General features: G+C 43.6%; 10 protein-coding genes and 1 tRNA gene. 3 read left to right on the forward strand and 8 right to left on the reverse strand.

All coding sequences use genetic code 11. The features are described 5' to 3' along the window. Nucleotides 1–22 precede the first annotated feature (22 nt). A complete protein-coding gene (locus QT979_RS04920; protein ID WP_333308449.1) occupies nt 23–223 on the forward strand; it encodes a hypothetical protein in 201 nt (66 codons plus the stop codon). A gap of 156 nt (nt 224–379) precedes the next feature. Here the strand turns inward: QT979_RS04920 and QT979_RS04925 are convergent, their stop codons facing one another. Next, nucleotides 380–1,486: an N-acetylmuramoyl-L-alanine amidase-like domain-containing protein gene (locus QT979_RS04925; RefSeq protein ID WP_333308451.1), complete on the reverse strand. Its 1,107-nt coding sequence runs from the start codon at nt 1,484–1,486 to the stop codon at nt 380–382. A gap of 179 nt (nt 1,487–1,665) precedes the next feature. Between QT979_RS04925 and QT979_RS04930 the strand changes: the two genes are divergently transcribed. Continuing rightward, complete coding sequence (locus tag QT979_RS04930; RefSeq protein WP_333308453.1) at nt 1,666–2,943, forward strand: serine hydrolase; 1,278 nt, start codon at nt 1,666–1,668, stop codon at nt 2,941–2,943. A gap of 763 nt (nt 2,944–3,706) precedes the next feature. Here the strand turns inward: QT979_RS04930 and QT979_RS04935 are convergent. Then, nucleotides 3,707–3,778, reverse strand: a tRNA-Gln gene (locus tag QT979_RS04935). A gap of 101 nt (nt 3,779–3,879) precedes the next feature. Next, the gene (locus QT979_RS04940) at nt 3,880–6,690 is read right to left on the reverse strand and encodes a GAF domain-containing protein (protein WP_333214308.1); all 2,811 of its coding nucleotides are present in this window, start codon (nt 6,688–6,690) and stop codon (nt 3,880–3,882) included. A 741-nt stretch (nt 6,691–7,431) separates the two neighbouring features. Here QT979_RS04940 and QT979_RS04945 point away from each other — a divergent pair. Further along, on the forward strand, nt 7,432–7,818 hold the full coding sequence (locus QT979_RS04945) for a response regulator (RefSeq protein ID WP_015175702.1): 387 nt from the start codon (nt 7,432–7,434) through the stop codon (nt 7,816–7,818). A 149-nt stretch (nt 7,819–7,967) separates the two neighbouring features. On the opposite strand, the gene cheB is transcribed toward QT979_RS04945, so the two are convergent. From cheB to QT979_RS04970, 5 genes are all read right to left on the reverse strand, one after another. Next, nucleotides 7,968–9,053 (reverse strand): chemotaxis-specific protein-glutamate methyltransferase CheB, encoded by a 1,086-nt coding sequence (gene cheB / locus QT979_RS04950; protein ID WP_333214310.1) that lies wholly within the window; start codon nt 9,051–9,053, stop codon nt 7,968–7,970. A gap of 432 nt (nt 9,054–9,485) precedes the next feature. Then, nucleotides 9,486–11,981 (reverse strand): hybrid sensor histidine kinase/response regulator, encoded by a 2,496-nt coding sequence (locus QT979_RS04955; protein ID WP_333308602.1) that lies wholly within the window; start codon nt 11,979–11,981, stop codon nt 9,486–9,488. A gap of 126 nt (nt 11,982–12,107) precedes the next feature. After that, on the reverse strand, nt 12,108–13,991 hold the full coding sequence (locus QT979_RS04960; protein ID WP_333214312.1) for a methyl-accepting chemotaxis protein: 1,884 nt from the start codon (nt 13,989–13,991) through the stop codon (nt 12,108–12,110). Between the two features lie 323 nt (nt 13,992–14,314). Next, nucleotides 14,315–15,775, reverse strand: a complete 1,461-nt coding sequence (locus QT979_RS04965; protein ID WP_333308455.1) for a methyl-accepting chemotaxis protein — start codon at nt 15,773–15,775, stop codon at nt 14,315–14,317. A gap of 405 nt (nt 15,776–16,180) precedes the next feature. After that, on the reverse strand, nt 16,181–17,311 hold the full coding sequence (locus QT979_RS04970) for a chemotaxis protein CheW (protein ID WP_333159887.1): 1,131 nt from the start codon (nt 17,309–17,311) through the stop codon (nt 16,181–16,183). Nucleotides 17,312–17,314: the final 3 nt, after the last annotated feature.

Below are 17,314 nucleotides of genomic sequence, written 5' to 3' on the forward strand. Positions count from 1 at the left end.
CAGAAAAAGCAGGTAGGAAAATATGTATGTCGGCGTCAAGAACCTAAAAAAAGATATCGAAGACGGAGTACATTTGGTGTTGGCGCAAGCGGGAGAAAAGTGGGTTAATTATCTCGAACAATATTCTGATGAAGTGGAACAGTTAATGAAGTTAACTCGAAATAAACGTCGCTTTTATCAACAAGGTATGCGGGCTGCAACCCTGATTCGGTCTATCTCCTAGGCCTCTTTGTCACCCCCCCAGGTGCATTTAATTTGTATATTCCGGTTGGGCTAGAAGCCCACCCCACAACAGAGTTTGTAGGGTTCGTCAACACAGAAATTTTAAATTTTCAGCTAAAATAATGCAAGCTGATGCACTTTACGAATACAAACTAATTTAATTAGGGGTTTTCGCCCTCGCTACCACAATGCCGATCGCACTTTCGACTCTCCTAATATATCTCTGCAAGTCGTAAGCAACCGTAACCTGTCCAGCCGGCGAAGCGTGAATTAAACCCATATTGCCGTCAGCATTGCGGTAGACTAAACCCGTGTGGGTGACATCCAATCCTTTAACCTCCGTCGCTACTGCTATAATATCCCCCGGTTTTAACTGAGAATAAACACTTTTTATCTGATTTGTGGGGATGTAATTAACAGTAGTTTTGGCTAAGTCTGCTTCTTGGCTGACTATGCACTGATAAGTTGCTTCGTCTTTAACCATTTGCGGATAACTGTTGCGGTGCTGACTCATGAAATTTAGTGTTTTATTCATGGGCACTCCGCCTAATTCAGCGGTGATATTTTCCACTGTTTGCCGTTTTTGATTGTCATTAATCCATTCGGAAAAATAATGCAATCTGCTGCAATAACCGTTAATTTTACCGTTTAAATATCGCTGTTGTTCTAGGCGATCGACAAAATTTTGATAGTCGTAATCTTGTACTGCTACGCCCCTGGCGATCGCCAAAACGGTTTCTACAAATAAAACGCAATCAAATTTATTCAAAGTTATGATCAACTTTTCTTCGCCGGATTTGTCCAACAACCCGGCGGCGTAGGGCTTTCCTAGAAAGTTATTGGCGATCGCCTGGACAATTTCTCCGATCGAGCGATCGTGCAAATTTTGTTGTTTTGCATACTGTACAACCTTTTCAAAACGTGCTATGTCTTCAGGTTGTGCAACGGTTTCTCTCTCGGTATTATTGGAGTCCGATCGTCTCGCAAGCACTTTCAGCAATTCGGAATAGGAAATTTCCGCTAAATTGTTGAAGTCCCACAACATACTCGGAAAACTGGAAACACTTTGCTTGTTTTTTATTTCCAGATTTTCGCTTTCTCCCGTCAAGGAAAACGCTAGATCCGCCCCCTGTCCTGCTGTTTGTCCATCGACAACATATCCCGTAGCAGATTGAGACTGAAATGCCCAAACATCAGGGATCAAAGAATTATTCACGCCGACGATCGCAAATCCCAAAACAGCCAGACTCCAAAAATTTCTCATGTTTTTCAAAGGATTTTGCTTCAACTCAGTGCTATCCTGAAAATTTTACAATTACTAGAAGTCTCAATCAGCCTAGTAGACAGATAAAATTGGCAACAGCGGACTAGATCGATACACTTGTCATTTAGACGCCGCCCTATTATAAACTGATCGTGCGAGTTTGATAGCACAAAACTGTAATGCAAGTAGAACGCCGACGCCGCCCACGCCCAATTCCCGCCCGACGCCCCATCGAGCCCCTAGGCCCACTCCGGCCACGACGCCAAAGCAGCCAGCCTCCTGTCCAATCCCGTCGTCGAGTCAGGACGAAATTTTCTCGCTTAAAATACCGTAATATCCTGTGCTTAATTGCCGGGGCGATCGCGATCGGGTGGATTGTCACAATACCGTTCAGAATTCGCCGTCCCCCAGAACCGCCAGTCATCTTGGCTAAACAGGCCGTCTCGCCTCAAGAAACACTCTCGCCTCCGACAATTGAACCATCGGACAATTTAGCCGATCGTCAAAGCGAGCCTACCTTTAGCTATAACATAAAAACACCTCCCAATCCAGTTTACTCTCAAGAATTGCAAGGGATTGTTGATGAAGCGGTGAAGATTGCAACCACCAAAGGGATGCCCGCAGAACGGCTATCAATTACCTTATTTGATGTCAGCAATTCCAAAAGTCACACCTTTGCCGGATATCAAAATCAAACTCTCCGATTTCCCGCTAGTGTTGCCAAGTTATTTTGGATGGCAGCGTTTTACTCAGCCATAGAAAAAGGCATCATTACGCAAAGAGAATCTGCCTTTAAAAACGACCTAGAGCAAATGATTCGCATCTCCAACAACGATGCTGCCAGCAGAATTTTAGACAAAATCACAGATACAAAATCCGGCGGCAGGCTCGCAGGAGAAGAGTTGCAAACATGGCTGAAAAAGCGCACTCAAATTAACACATTTTTCCAGTCCGCAGGCTACAATGATCTTCGTATAAGCACCAAAAATTATCCCATATACTATTTAAGACAAGAAGGACCAATCGGTCGCGACTTGCAATTGCGGGGCGATGCTTCTCAGCCGATTCGCAATCAAGTAACTACCGACCAAGCGGCCAGATTAATATATGAAATCTATACTAGGCAAGCCGTTTCCAGCGTCGCTAGTCGCAAAATGGCTTACTTGCTGACTAGAGACTTAGACCCCAAGGCATGGAAAAATGACCCTAGCAATTCAATAAAAGGATTTCTTGGCGAATCTTTACCAACTAATATTTATTTTGGTTCCAAAGTAGGCTATACTTCCAAATCCCGCAGCGAAGCGGCTTTTGTCAGAACTTTAGACGATCGCGCGATTTATATCTTAGTTGTTTTTGCAGACGATCCGGCTTATGCCAAGGACGAAACAACATTTCCGGCAATTTCTCGATACGTTTTCGATCGGCTAAACGCTCGTGGTCCCAGCACTTTGGAGTGATATGGAGTAGGGCCGGTTGACTGTTGACTGTTGACTGTTGACTGTTAGTCGAAAAACTGAAGGATGGTTGATATCAAATCCGGTAACATCGGAATTATTCATCTCTATGTTCTCTTCCTCTGTTTTCTCTGCGTCAACAGTGGTTTAATCATTCCAATGCAACCGGATTTGATATGAGTGTTGAATGTTGACTCGATTTTACAATTCCGGCGCGGTCAAAAGTGAGATTATGCACAAACAACTGTTTCTGCGAAAAATGGGTACTGACGGCCAAAAAAAACAATTTTTTGACCACAACTCTATGCTTTTAGGTTAGGTAAAACCCGCATAAATAAACCCGGTTTCTGATATCCTATGATACTATGTCCGGCCCATTACCCTTAACCCTCTTCTGTCACTTTCGGCAAGAAATAATCTGCAATCCTTAGAGCATAAGACTTTTATCAAAAAATCTTAATTTCCGCCATTCTGTTAGAAAATAAACGCTCAAATCCCCGCTCTATCTACAGTTAAAAATTTGGCTCTCACTTTTATTTTCCCAGAGTGACAGAAGAGGGTTAATAGGGTAAGGGCGGGTTCACGAAAAATATCTGCCAATAATTGACAATCTCAAAAACCCGCCCTTTTAATCACGGTCACTCGATCAGACATGATATGAGCAAGTGCTAATTAAGTTTGTCGTAATGAAGTCGTTTTTCTCTCGTCTGCCAAGCGCTAACTCTAAACGGTGAGTTTAACAATTGATTTACTGGATACAATTTAACTGGGGCGAAAGGATTCGAACCTCTGAATGGCTGGACCAAAACCAGCTGCCTTACCACTTGGCGACGCCCCAACGTCTCAACATTTAATATAGTAACACCCAGACACGGGAATCTGTCAAGCATTTTGACAATAAAATTTAAAAAATGTTTTTGGAACCCATCGCCCGCAGGTTTATGCTTTGACCGCAGGGGGGCGAGCTACCGGGATTTCAATCCTGAAATCCGCTCCCTGTCCAGGTTCCGAGATACAATTCAAACTTCCTCCGTGTTTTTCCACCACTATCTGGTAGCTGATAGACAAGCCGAGCCCCGTACCCTTGCCTACAGGTTTCGTCGTAAAGAAAGGGTCAAACAAATGGCATTTAGCTTTTTCGGGCAATCCGGGCCCGCTGTCTTGAATCCGAATCACCACAACTTGACCCCTCGACTTTCCTGACTCATCAGCCTCCGAGTCTTGGTTCACTACCGCCGTCGAGATTTTGATCGTCTTAGGTGGAGGCTGATTTTCCAAAGAGTCGATCGCATTCGCCAAAATATTCATAAATACTTGGTTGAGCTGTCCGGGATAACACTCTACCTTCGGCAAGTCGCCGTAGTCTTTAATTACCTCAATTCCTGGCACTAGCCCGTTTGACTTCAAGCGACTCTGCAAAATCAGCAGCGTGCTGTCAATCCCTTCGTGAATGTCTACCGGCTTCATCTCGGCTTCGTCGTGCCGCGCGAAGTTCCGCAGAGACAGGACAATTTGGCGGATGCGTTCAGTTCCCATTTCTATTGAAGAGAGAATTTTCAGCAAATCCGGCACTAGGAAATCAACATCGATTTCTTCGTTTTTGTCGAGAATTTCGGGGCAAGGCTCCGGGTAATGCTTTTGATACAAGTGCAGCAAATCCAGCAGATTTTTCATGTACTGCTTGCAATAAGTCAAGTTGCCGTAAATAAAATTAACCGGATTGTTAATTTCGTGGGCGACGCCGGCGACCATTTGACCAAGAGAGGACATTTTTTCGTTTTGGATGAGCTGAGCTTCTTTCTGCTGCAACTGCTGCAAAGTTTCCGTCAGTTGGCGGGCTTGAGTTTGAGCGGCTAAGGCTGCCGCCCGGGTTTGGGCGTAGAGTTCGGCTTGGTCGATCGCGATCGCCAGTTGATCCACCACCGCTTGCAGCAATTCCACTTCGCTCGTCGCCCAGGAACGGTGGCTGCTGTAATGGTTACAAACTACAGCACCCATTTGACCGGAGCGAGTCTTGACTGGCAGCAGCAGGTTAGAAACAATCCCGATACTGCTCAAAAAAGCTCGCGTGGGCGGTTCGATGCACAGTGCTGTTGCAGCGTCGCCGATCCGGAGCGTTTGGCGGTGGCAAATTTTCTCGGCCAGCAGGGTTACTTGTTCGATCGGGTATTCTGTGAGCCGCTCTTTCAGTTCGGGATTTGCCGCCTCGTGGGTGATGGCAAAGCTTGGCTGCCCGTCTCGCGAGATCGAGTACCACAAAAAGTAGCACTGGTCAACCTGCAACAAGCTGCGAATTTCGTTGACAGCCGTATCTAAAATTTTGTCGAGGTCGAGGGAATTCCGCATCTGGCTGGCGAGACCGAAGAGCAAGCCTTCCCGGCGGCTCAACAATTCTTCTCGGGCTGCGTGGCGATCGATCGCCACGGCGATGGCGTTAGCCATGCAACCCAGAACTTCTAGCGCTCCCTCGCTTGCCAAAGCGCTACTGCACAGAGTCATCACTCCCACCAGTCGCTCCTCCACAATCAGCGGATAGGCAATGGTGCACAGAGACGGGTTCGACAGTAGGCACACAGGAGCAGTTTGGAGTTTTCCCGCTTCTGTTCGTACCCAATCTTCTATTTCTTTTGCCCACTCTTGGCTGCTAAGTCCTGAATTGGCCTGCAATTCTAACCGCTCTGTCTGCAGGTTAAAAGTCCAGATGCTCACCCCTGTGGCGTCGAGATACTCTACCATTGCCTCGGTGCACCGGTTGAGGATGACCGATATTTTCCCGCCTTGTCCAAGGGCTGCACCGACTTTAGCTTGCAGGGAACCCAAGCGAGCTCGCTCTTGTAGGGACGTTGCCGTTAGTTGGCGATCGGATGTGTCGCCGGAGCCGGCAACGATTTCTCGGGTTTGTTGAGTATCGTCCGCGCGCCCGATGCCCGCTGAAGCTTCCCACACATATTGAGATTTGCCTGTTTCTCCCAGCGTCGGGAGCTTTTTTGTTCCATATATTGTTGTCATGCTGCTCTGTGGCGTATGTACCGCAGACAAGCTCGATCGGTTCGAGCCAGGAACTAACTCCGAGATTTTCTGGCTGTCCGAGGTGATATCTTCTACCTCTGGCAACTGTTTCTGGGCTTTGACTAATTGCCAGCGCAGCTCCACCAAACTCGCAACTTGCCGACTCAAAGCTTGCAGACCTTCTATCGTTTCTTTTGTCAAGTCTCGCGACACCGAGTCCATGACGGATAGCACTCCCAGCATCTGCCCCTCTGAGGTCATGACTGGGATGCCGGCGTAAAATTTCACGAAGGGGTAGAAAACGATCAGCGGATGCTCGCCAAATCTCATATCTGTGGAAGCGTCTCGAACAATGGCGGCAGGCAGTTCTTTAAAGGAATTTATAGGGAGTTCCCTCGCAAATTCGGGAGCAACTGGCGGTTGTTGTAAAGAAATTGCCCGGTCAAATTCCGAGTTTGAGTTTGAACTCTGGGCGAACTCTTCGGGAGTTGGGTCCAGGGCCCGAGCGCAAAAATTCAGGTAACGGTGAGCCAAAGTTCGATCGATACCTAACTGCGACTTCAACCAGTGGCGATTACCGTCAATCAAGCTCAAGAAAGCAATAGGAGTTCGGCTTATATGAGCTGCCAAACCGACCAAACTGTCCAAGCAAGCCTCTGGATCAGAGCCAAGAAGCTGATACAAATCAATATTATGGAGCTTGAACACTTTTTTACCAAGAGGCAAGGGTGATTTCATCATGTGTAACTGCCCGTCTAGTTGCTGGCAACCGCCCTTCTCAATACTTCCCTTGAAAAACAAGCTATGAATTCTGTGCTGGGAGACTCTGGGCGCAACTTCAGCGCAGGTTGCTTGCGCCGAATTCAGACTAACCTCTTGACCGATATGGAAAATTTTGAGTTATGGGAGTTAGAGCACCCCAGATCTAAGACTATATAAATTATACTTCCAGTTGACTATGCTTTTGAATACCTCCGGCTCTCTAAATCTCAGAGCCTCTGTTGGGAGGAAGCAGCTTTCCAAAATATATGACTATTGCTTATCTATAATTTTTTTATCAGTTTAATTGTATTTTAACAGACTTGTCTAATCGTGGGTAGCTGGCTTGCTGGTAGATTTAAATCAGGGGTTTGTGCCACAATACCACTGTCCTTTACCGAGCTGTGCCTTAACCAGGAGTTCAACTACAGTTAGGAGATGAATTACAAAAGATTGGTAAGATGTTAAACTTTGTAACAATAGTTGTTCAAACTCGACTTTTTAGGGATTTTGGGCCCGGATGCACATTTTGCAACTGTTGTAATTGCCGATCGACAACTCTCCCAATCCCTTTTTTCGAGTTTGAGGTAAAAAAACAGGGGTAAAGTTTCAACTAACGCTCCAAGGGAGTTGACAATTATTGGGTAGAGGCAACGCTCAAAAAATAACTGAACGAAGTATGTTTTGTATTTTCAAGAACTATAAATAAACAGGGAGAAGAATATGTCTGCAAGTAGCAGTCAAGTACCAACTATTTTGGCAGTTGATGATAGCGTCGTGATGCAAGGACTTGTTAAACAGGCCTTAAGCAAAGAGTTTCGAGTTCTCGTAACCGACAATGCAGTGGATGCTTTGTCAACGATTTATCACGAACAAATTTCTGTTTTGTTGCTGGATGTTTCGATGCCGGGTATTGACGGATTGGAACTATGCCGCACAGTGCGGAGCTTGCCTCAGTTTCAGAATTTGCCGATCGTAATGCTGACAGCGCGAGATGGAGCATTTGATAAGGTACAGGGGCGTTTGGCGGGAGCAACAGAGTATTTAACTAAGCCGTTTGATGCCGATAAGTTGCGCGAGGTAATTGGTAAGTTTATTAAAATCAAATAATCGGACTTAGGGAAAAAAGTCAGTTTTGAGTAATTAATCAAGTAATTTGAGTAATTAATGAACTAAAAAGTTGCGATCGCGCTCTGTGATCCTCGACTTCTTTAACAAGTCGAGGGGCGGGGCATTCTGCACTATTTGCGAGGTAAGTCCTAAATTTTTAATTTAGCCAGGAGTAGGGGAGCGATCGCACTGACAGGTAAAACATATTGGGCGGCACCAAGGGCGATCGCCTCCTTGGGCATTCCGAAGACAATGCAGCTAGCCTCGTCTTGGGCGATTGTCAACCCCCCTTCTCTGGCGATAGCCAACATTCCGTCAGCACCATCTCTACCCATTCCTGTCAGTAAAACCCCTGCTGCTGCCCGACTATAAAAATTAGCTACCGACTTAAATGTCACCGTTACAGAAGGGCAGTGTCCCGCAGCATGAGCAGCTTCTGAATAAATAAATCGCCCTTGAGAATCCAATTCTAAATGACGTTTTTCTGGCGGAAAATAAACAGTTCCTGCTTGTGGCAATTCTCCAAAAGAAGCTATCTTAACAGGCAGTTTCGATTCATTACCCAGCCAATCAACTAATCCTTGCAAAAAACCTTCACTGATGTGCTGAACGCAAATTATAGGCACTGGAAAACTAGCCGGAAGTTTAGAAATAATCGCGTACAGCGCTTGTGGTCCCCCCGTAGAAGCCCCTATGGCCAATACTTTAATAGTTGAAGATTTAACATTTTCGTTGGAAAATTTGTAATTAGGAACTGGTGCTTGGTTAATTTTTAAAATTTGATTATTATCTTCTAGTGGCGTCTTTTTTTGATGCCGTGTAAATACTTTAACTCCTGAGAGGATTTTTACCTTAGCTATTAATTGATTTGCTAGGCGATCGTAGTCAGATATCAACCCGCCAATCGGTTTCGGAAAAACATCCAATGCACCAGCCTTTAACACTTGAAATACATTCTGAGTATCATTCGCTTGCACTGAAGCACTAATTACTAAAATTGGCAGTGGATATTTCTTCATTACTTCTTCCGTAAATTCTAACCCGTTCATTGGTGCCATGTTCAAATCCGTACAGATTACTTGGGGCTGAACTTTGGGAATTAATTCTAGTCCTTCTAATCCGTTGCAAGCAGTTCCTACAACTTGGATGTCTGGCGAGGACTCAAAAATGCGTTTGAGGACGATCGTAACGACTGGAGAATCTTCAACTAACAATAGTTTAATGGGCGATAACATCAGTTTGCTGGGGAATGGGGAATGGGAAATGGGGCTGTTTCGGGGCAACCACGGGGGGATTGCCCCTACGGAAAATCAGGCTTTTGTAGGGGCGGTGCTAAGAATGCCAGCCCCCACCCACAGATGATTTCATGGGCATTTTAGGCATCGGGGCTCTTCACGAGGGTTTGCCCCTACAAGAAAATGAAACCCCCCTGGGGAATAGGGCACTTGTGCTACCCTTCGACTTACTTCCCTTCGGCGAAGCTTAGCGGGCAAGGCGCGCAGGGCGAGTGGCTAAGCTCAGCACGAGTCGCTCAGTAACCGCGTAGTCAAAGTATTGGGCATTGGGCATCGATGCACTGGTAATGGTGCACGGGACACTGGATATTAAACCTTGCTAATTGGTAGTAAATAACAAATGCCTCCTAACCAAGGAGTAATGACTAATGACTAAACTAACCTTTTTAGTGTCTCTACCAGCACATCTTGATTGAAAGTACCTTTAGGAATATAAGCATTTGCCCCCGCATCAGCCCCTCTTTTTTTATCTTCATCCGATGCCAAAGATGTCACTAAAATTATCGGCAACTCACTGTATTCTTTTTGCTCCCGAATCTTAATAGTCAGGGCCAAACCGTCTAAATTTGGCATTTGTATGTCAGAAATCACAGCATCAAAATCGCGAGTTTTTAATTTATGGAAAGCATCCAATCCGTCTACCGCAGTCACAACTTCGTAACCCGCACCTTCCAGGATGCGTTTTTCTTGAGTGCGCGTGGCGATCGAGTCTTCTGCTAATAGTATAACTTGTTTTCTGCTGGCTGTCTCAAGTTGCGATCGCGCACCAGAAACCCCACGGGACGAAACTTGCTGGCGTACAGATTTTATCAAATCGTGGGGATTGAGTACCATACAAACTTCCCCAGTACCGAGAATTGTGGCACCCGAAACATTTCGCACCCGTTTCAGCAATAGACTTTGAGGTTTCATAACCACATCCTGTTCGTCTATCAAAGCATTTACAAATAATCCCAATCTTTCCTCCCCAACTTTCAAAACAATACAAGGCATTTTTGCAGAGCTTGAATTTCGGAAGTAGTTTTGATTTTTTATCGAAATTTCACTCCCTGTTTCCTGTCTCAGATACCGACTTTTTTGCCACCCTTTTCTATTGTTTAATGCTAGTAAATCTGTCAGATGAGCAACTGACAGAGGCTGACCCTTTGAAAGTATAGTTTCCTTACCTTCTATAGCAAATATCTCAGACTGAGACACCAGTTGTGCCGTGTCTACAAACTCGACTGGCAGACCATAAGGAATGTCTTCAACTGTGACAATTAATACATTTGCTGTAGCTAAAGACGTGCTGATTTGCAGCCTCAAAGTGCATCCTTTTCCCGGTAAAGACTCTACTTGAATACTACCTTTTAGGGCTTCAACATTAGTGCGAACTACATCTAAACCCACCCCGCGCCCCGATACTTCGGTAACAAATTTTTTGGTCGAAAAACCCGGAGTAAAAATCAAAGATTGTACTTGATTTTCGGTCATTTCGACCAGTTGTTCAAGCGTACAAATATTGCGTTTTACAGCAGTTTGTTTAATGCTCTCTAGATTTAGTCCCCGACCATCATCAGCAACTTCAATAATAATATTGCTAGCAATATTATAGCCTTTAATTCGGAGAGTTGCCACGGGAGGTTTACCTAGTTTTTTCCGCTCCTCAACAGTTTCAATGCCGTGGTCGATCGCATTTCTAAGCATGTGCATTAAAGGGTCTTTCATTTCTTCTAAAATGCGTTTGTCTGCTGTGGTTTCGCCTCCTTCAATCACTAATGCAACTTCTTTACCTTCCCGTTTTGCTAAATCTCGAACAGTTCGAGGAAATAAATTAAAAATAGTAGACAAAGGCAGAAGTCTCAGAGTGCGAATTCCTGATTCTAATGCCTCAGTGATTAATTCGAGTCTAGCAGTATCTTCATAAACTCGATTTCTCAAGCGGTTGACTAAAGTTCCGAGACGTTCTAAACGTTCTTCTGTACGTTGATAGTAATCCTGCAATTGGCTAAATTTACCGCTGGCTTTAATACCGTTTTCATCTATCTGCATCCGATCAACGGTCAAGCTCGTTACAAAATATTCTCGGCTCCACTCTTCCCACAAAGTTGTAATTTGTTCGATATCTGCAACTCGGTGTCCTAGCCGAGTTTTTGTGACAGTAAGTTCCCCTGCTTGAGTCATTAAATCGTCTAAATTTTGAGTAGCAACGCGAATGGTTTCAATGCGGTAAGATGAGGTTGAGGATGCAGTAACTGCCGACTGCGAAGCCGACTCAGTGGCGGGTCCAGAAGGTGCAGGCAAGTTTTGAGCTTCCAGTAGAAATTCTGGGTTGGATTGTAGGGGTAAAAAAGAGAAATTTTTCTCTAAGTTAAGGACTTCAGAAGTTTCAACATTTGTTTCTAGTTCTTTGGTATAAGGCTCAGTAAATTGCGCTTCTACCAAGGGTTGTTCTGGTACTTGTGAAGATGAGGGATCTACTATTGAGGCAGCAGCCTGTGGCTGTGGCTGACTAGAAGCACCCATCATGCTAGCGAGGATGTAAAAAGTATTAACGCCGGAATCTTCGCCGGTAACGGCTTCGTTAACGAGTTTCCGCATGGCGTCTAAACCTTGCAAAAGTCGATCGCTAATATCCGAATTCAGTTGAGTTTCTCCCCGTTTGACAGCTCCCAAAATATGCTCCATTTGATGAGCTAAAGATGCTACATTTTTTACTCCCAGCATCCCAGCATCACCTTTAAGAGAATGGGTTTCCCGCAACAATTGTTCTAACTTAGCTAAATCGCTCGGATATTGTTCTAAGTACAGCAATCCGTCGTCTAGTTTCTGTAAGTGTTCTTGACTAGCGACTTTAAATACATCTCGAAGTTCTTGATCTTCAATCATCATATATGTTATTGAGTAATAGGTAATTGAGCATGGCTCATGGGTAATTGCTAATGATAATAATGTTGAATACTCAGTCGATTGCTAATGACTAATGACTAATGACTAATGACTAATGACTAATGACTACACTACTTCTTTAAGATTAAATGCAGCTTCTGTGAGTTGTTGAGTACCAATTTTAACTTGAGTAATGCCGCTGACTGTTTGAGACGCGGATTCCTTCATAGAACTCATGGCATCACCTACTTGCTGAATTGCTATCGCCTGCTGTTTAACATTAAATGAAATTTGCTGGTTGCTAGCAAACACCAGATTGCAAGCTTCCCTCACACCCGTAAAAGCTTCTGCCGTATCTTGTGCTGTTTTCACCCCTTCTGCAACCGTTTTGCGACTATCTTCAGTTGCTTTCACCGTGGAGTCGATCGCGCCCTTAATTTCTGGAACAATACCATTAATCTTTTGTGCTGCTTGTTGGCTTTCATCTGCTAACTTACGAATTTCGCTTGCTACCACCGCAAAACCTTTACCGTACTCGCCGGCTCTGACTGCTTCAACAGCGGCGTTGAGAGCCAGCATATTAGTTTGGCTGGCTAAATCGCTAACCAAACTTGCGAGAGTCGATATATTGCCAATCTGACTCGTGCTGTCGTCGAGTCGATGATTTTGCTTAGAAATTGCCACCACAGCTTCTCTAAGATTCAGCATTTGATTGAGAGTTTGATCTACCTTTTTAGTACCTTCTTCGGCTAGATTTAAAGCTTGGCGAGCGGCAATGGCAACAGACTCAGCTTGCTCGGCTGTTTGCTGGGAAGATCTGCCCAAATTTTCTAGAGTTATAGTTGTTTGATTGACCGAAACAAATTGCCTATCTGCTATTTGTTCTTGCCTATTCATATTAGATTCTATTTGCATTGAAAATGAGGATATTTGGTAAATCAGCCCCCGAATGAGAGCAACAATCTGTTTGAGAAAAAACCAGCCAAATCCCAGCACCACAGCCAGGGAAACAATAGCAATCAACGCTGCTATTTTTTGAAGCGAATCGATGGAATAAAATAGCAGTTTTTTGGGTGAACTATCCACTATCACTAAAAACTTATTGGTATTTTGTTTGCTGGGAAAAACTGTATTATAGCTAATCACTAGCTCCCTATTATCAATATTTCCCTGGCCACCTGAGAGTATTTTAGCAACAAGGTCTCCTGAATAATCATTTTTGACATTTTCCTTGGTTTTGAGTTCAAATCCCCATGCTTTTTTAGGATTGGGATGAGCCAGATAATAACCATCTTGATTTAAGATAAAAGATTGGTCTGATAGTTCAGGATTGAAATTTTTAACCATATCGAGTAGAGTGCTACCCAGAGCATTAGTAATGACAAAGCCTTGTCTTTCTCCTTTGGGATTAAAAATTGGAGTGGCATAGCGAATTGTTGGCTTGTAAGGAATTTCTATTTTCCCCCTTTCCTTATTCAGATTTAAGGAAGACACATAGACTTCTCCTGATTTTAGCTTCATAGTTGCCGAGAAGTAATCTGTGTCTGCTTTATTTTGTAGTTGAGAATCTGGAATAACTTTGATATTGGTACCGTCAGAATCTACGCGCACGATCTCCTTACCGCTGTTATCTATGTAACGCAATTGCATATAATATGGCTTGGCTTCCATCATAGATAAAAATGTGAGTTGCATTCGATAAACCCAATCTTTATAAGTTGAATTAGTTTGTTTGTCTAATCCATTTCCTTCTCTAGCTCTAATCATTCCCTGAACTGGGGGAGTTTTGCGGAGAAACAAAATATCGGCTCTCAGATTTTCCAATTTGTTAGTCATTTGATTGGCGGTGGAATTAACACTGTCACTAAGGGTTATTAATGCTAAATTTTGCAGTGCTTCTGTTGAAGAAGAAATTCCATACCAACCAACAATAGATACTGGAATCAAGGTACTTAAAATTAGGAGCAGCAACAGTCGATGCTGCATTTTTTGGAAAAAATTGTTAATCATTAGTTACTGGGAATCGGTTACTGGTAACTTGTACGCTCGCATAGTCTAAGTATAGAGAACTAGAAAATTGTATGATCGGGTAGCCGAAGTATTGGGATTTGGGAAGTGGTAGTCAAGAAAAAATAACAACCCCCTAATAATAACTCACAACTCACTACACGACTGATTTGATATTAGGTTTTTATTGGCATTTGCCCATAAACAAGTTATTACTCCCGTTAATATCGCTGGAATTGTAGCGAGGCCTATCGCCAAAGCAATTGTTTTAATTCTTAAGGATATATTTAGCCTTTTTGGGGAACTACTCATAATTCATTGCTTTCCTACAAAACTGCTTTCAAATCTAAGGCTGCTTCATTCAATTTTTGAGTACCGACTTTAGTTTGACTGATACCGCAAGCGGTTTGGGCTGCGGCTTGATTGAGAGAGTTCATAGCTTGCACTACCTGTTCGATCGCGATCGATTGCTGTTTGGCATTCAGCGAAATTTGCTGAGAACTCAAAACCACATTGTTAATGGCATTGGCAACTCCTGCAAATGCCGCTGCGGTTTCTGAGGCAATATTCACGCCCGATTCCACTGTTTTAGTTCCTTCGTCTGTCACCATTACCGTTGAGTTAATCGCCTTTTGAATATCAGCAACTAATAGATTAATTTGCGCTCCTGACTTTTTACTGCGATCGGCAAGTTTGCGAATTTCTGACGCCACTACGCCAAACCCTTTGCCGTGTTCTCCTGCCCGCACTGCTTCAACAGCAGCATTGAGTGCTAACATATTAGTTTGATTAGCCAAATCGCTAACTACACTTGAGATATTACCAATGTGATCTGTTTGTTCGCTCAACTCTATAATTTGTCCTTGGATATCCTGAACTTTAGTTTTCAGAGTTGCCATTGCTTCTAAAGTTTGTTCTACAGCTTTTGTGCCACCTCCAGCTAAATTCAAAGCTTGCATTGCTTGAACCACGGCTGTTTCTATCTGCTGTGATGTCGCCCTGGAAGAGGCTCCCAATTCGTCCATTGTAGTAGTAGTTTGATTTACGGAAGCTGCTTGCTGACTTGCCATGCGTTCCTGTTCTTCCACGGTGGCTGCAATCTCAGTGGAAGAAGTGGCGATCGAGCTAATTGCGCGATCTATAGTTTGGGCAATTCCTGATGAAATCAGCCAAGCTATAACCGCACCTAACACCAATAAAAACACGGAACCAAATACCAATGCCGATATCAAAAAAACTAAAGATTGCTTCGTTTTTTCTGTAGCTTGCTTAATCGCTTTTACTTCTATGTCGCGAAATTGCTTATTTATTTCCACAAATTCATCCACAAATTGTGTCTGTTTTCCGGTGTTAAAGAGAGCCAAGGCAGCAGTTCTATTATTTTTTTGTAATAAAGCAACTATTTCGCTAGAACCGTCATAATATTCGTTGCATAGTTCTAGCATCTTCTCTAAACGCATTCTCTGTTCAGGATTTTCCATCTTCAACTCCGCACTATTTCCCGACTCACGAGCTAATTCTCCACCTGTCTTAAAATCATTTAAAAACTGCGGATTTTTATTAATTAAATACCCGCGCATTCCCCGTACCATTTGTTCAGCACCTGCGGACATATCATTTGTGTCTCTGATCACATTTTCTATCCTTTCTACTTCTGCAAAATTATTCAACACATGATTAGTAGTTGTATAAACTAGCACGGGAAAACCCAAGTATATAGTTGCGGGCGCTACATAGGCCAGCAGCATTCTATTTCTAATATTTAATTTTATTAACTTAGAAAACATATTTTTCTCCTTAATTTAAGCACGTGAATACACAAATTAGATTGCTTAGTTAAATCTCGCTTGAAAAGCGGATTTGGTATAACTCAATACGCTTGGGTTAAAACTATTTATTCCTCAGAGATCCCCGTCGCATCCCCCCATCGTTGCGAGGATTTTGAGTAAGTTCTTGTTTGTCCCCCCATTTAGAAGGGGGGCTAGGGAGATCGAGCTTAACTGAACCGTATTGTGATATAATTAACTTCTTTAGTCCTGGACGCATTTCAAGATAATTCTCTCATGCTAAGTCCCGCTCGTTACCAGTTTTGATCTCTGCGTTGGATCGGGATTGCGAAGGAAATCAAGTATCCAGCTAGATGCTTCACTGCACTCATTACAGATATACTTTGCGTAAGTCCTGTTCTGGATTCAAACCTCTTCATCAACAACTACTCCTCCTTTTGTCAGCAGTTTTTGCAAGTTGAGAATAGCCATCATTTTTTCCCCATAAATAGCTGTCCCCCGTAGATATTCGCGGTTGGCAGAATGCAGTGCTGCCGGAACAGCCGCAATTTCCGACACATTTAAGTATATAATATCTAATATTTCGTCAACAACTATACCAGCGACCAAATCCGCCACTTCAACAACGATCGCCTTAGAGAGATAATTGGCAGTCTCCGACATATTTAAAGACATATTTAAAACACTGCGAATATCAATTAGCGTCACAATTTCTCCCCGTAAGTTTATATTTCCCACTATGCGATCGGGAGTGCAAGGAACCGGAGTTACTTGGTTGATATCAGTAAATTCGCGGACTAGATCTAAATGAATACCAAAGTATTCGCTATTCAAAACAAAAACCGCCAGGGACATATTAATTGCAGCATCATTTTCCCCCTCGCCTCGCAGCCTCAAATGATTAGCGCGCGATTGAAAAATTGCTTTTTCTTCTGGGGTAGCCTGCGGGCAAAAAACGTGACGCTTGCTCAAAATTTTAGGAGTTTTACCTAACACTTTTGCATTTATTTGCCCGTGTAAATTTTCCGTCTCTGCCTCACCTGCTGCTGCTTCACTACCTGCATTGCTTGGAGAAACAGGCTGGATTTCCTCTGACTTTTCGGGAGAATATCGAATTAAGTGATCGAGATTCAGCAGCATGATAATATTGGCTTCGCTGCGGGCAAGTCCAGCTACAAAATAATGAGAAGCTTCTGAATTCTCTCGTCCGTAAGATAGCTGCGGAGTGATGGCCTCTTCTGAGAGTTCCTTAACTTCGCGAACTTGATTGACAATTATACCAACTTTCGATTCTTGCCACTCTATGACGATCGTACTATCTGTCACAGAATACTCCTGCCAAGCGTATCCAAAACGCAGATTCAGATCCATCACGGGCAGAATTTCGCCGCGAAGGTCGATCGCCCCAACAATATCTTGAGGTGCTTCTGCAATTGCTGTCAACTCCGGCAGAAAGAAAATTTCCCGAACGTAGCAGGCTTCTATACCGCAGAGAAAACCGTTCTGTTCAAAGATAAGATACGGTTTAGTTTCCATATT

The sequence above is a fragment of the Microcoleus sp. w2-18bC1 genome (assembly GCF_036700365.1).
Classification (GTDB): domain Bacteria; phylum Cyanobacteriota; class Cyanobacteriia; order Cyanobacteriales; family Microcoleaceae; genus Microcoleus.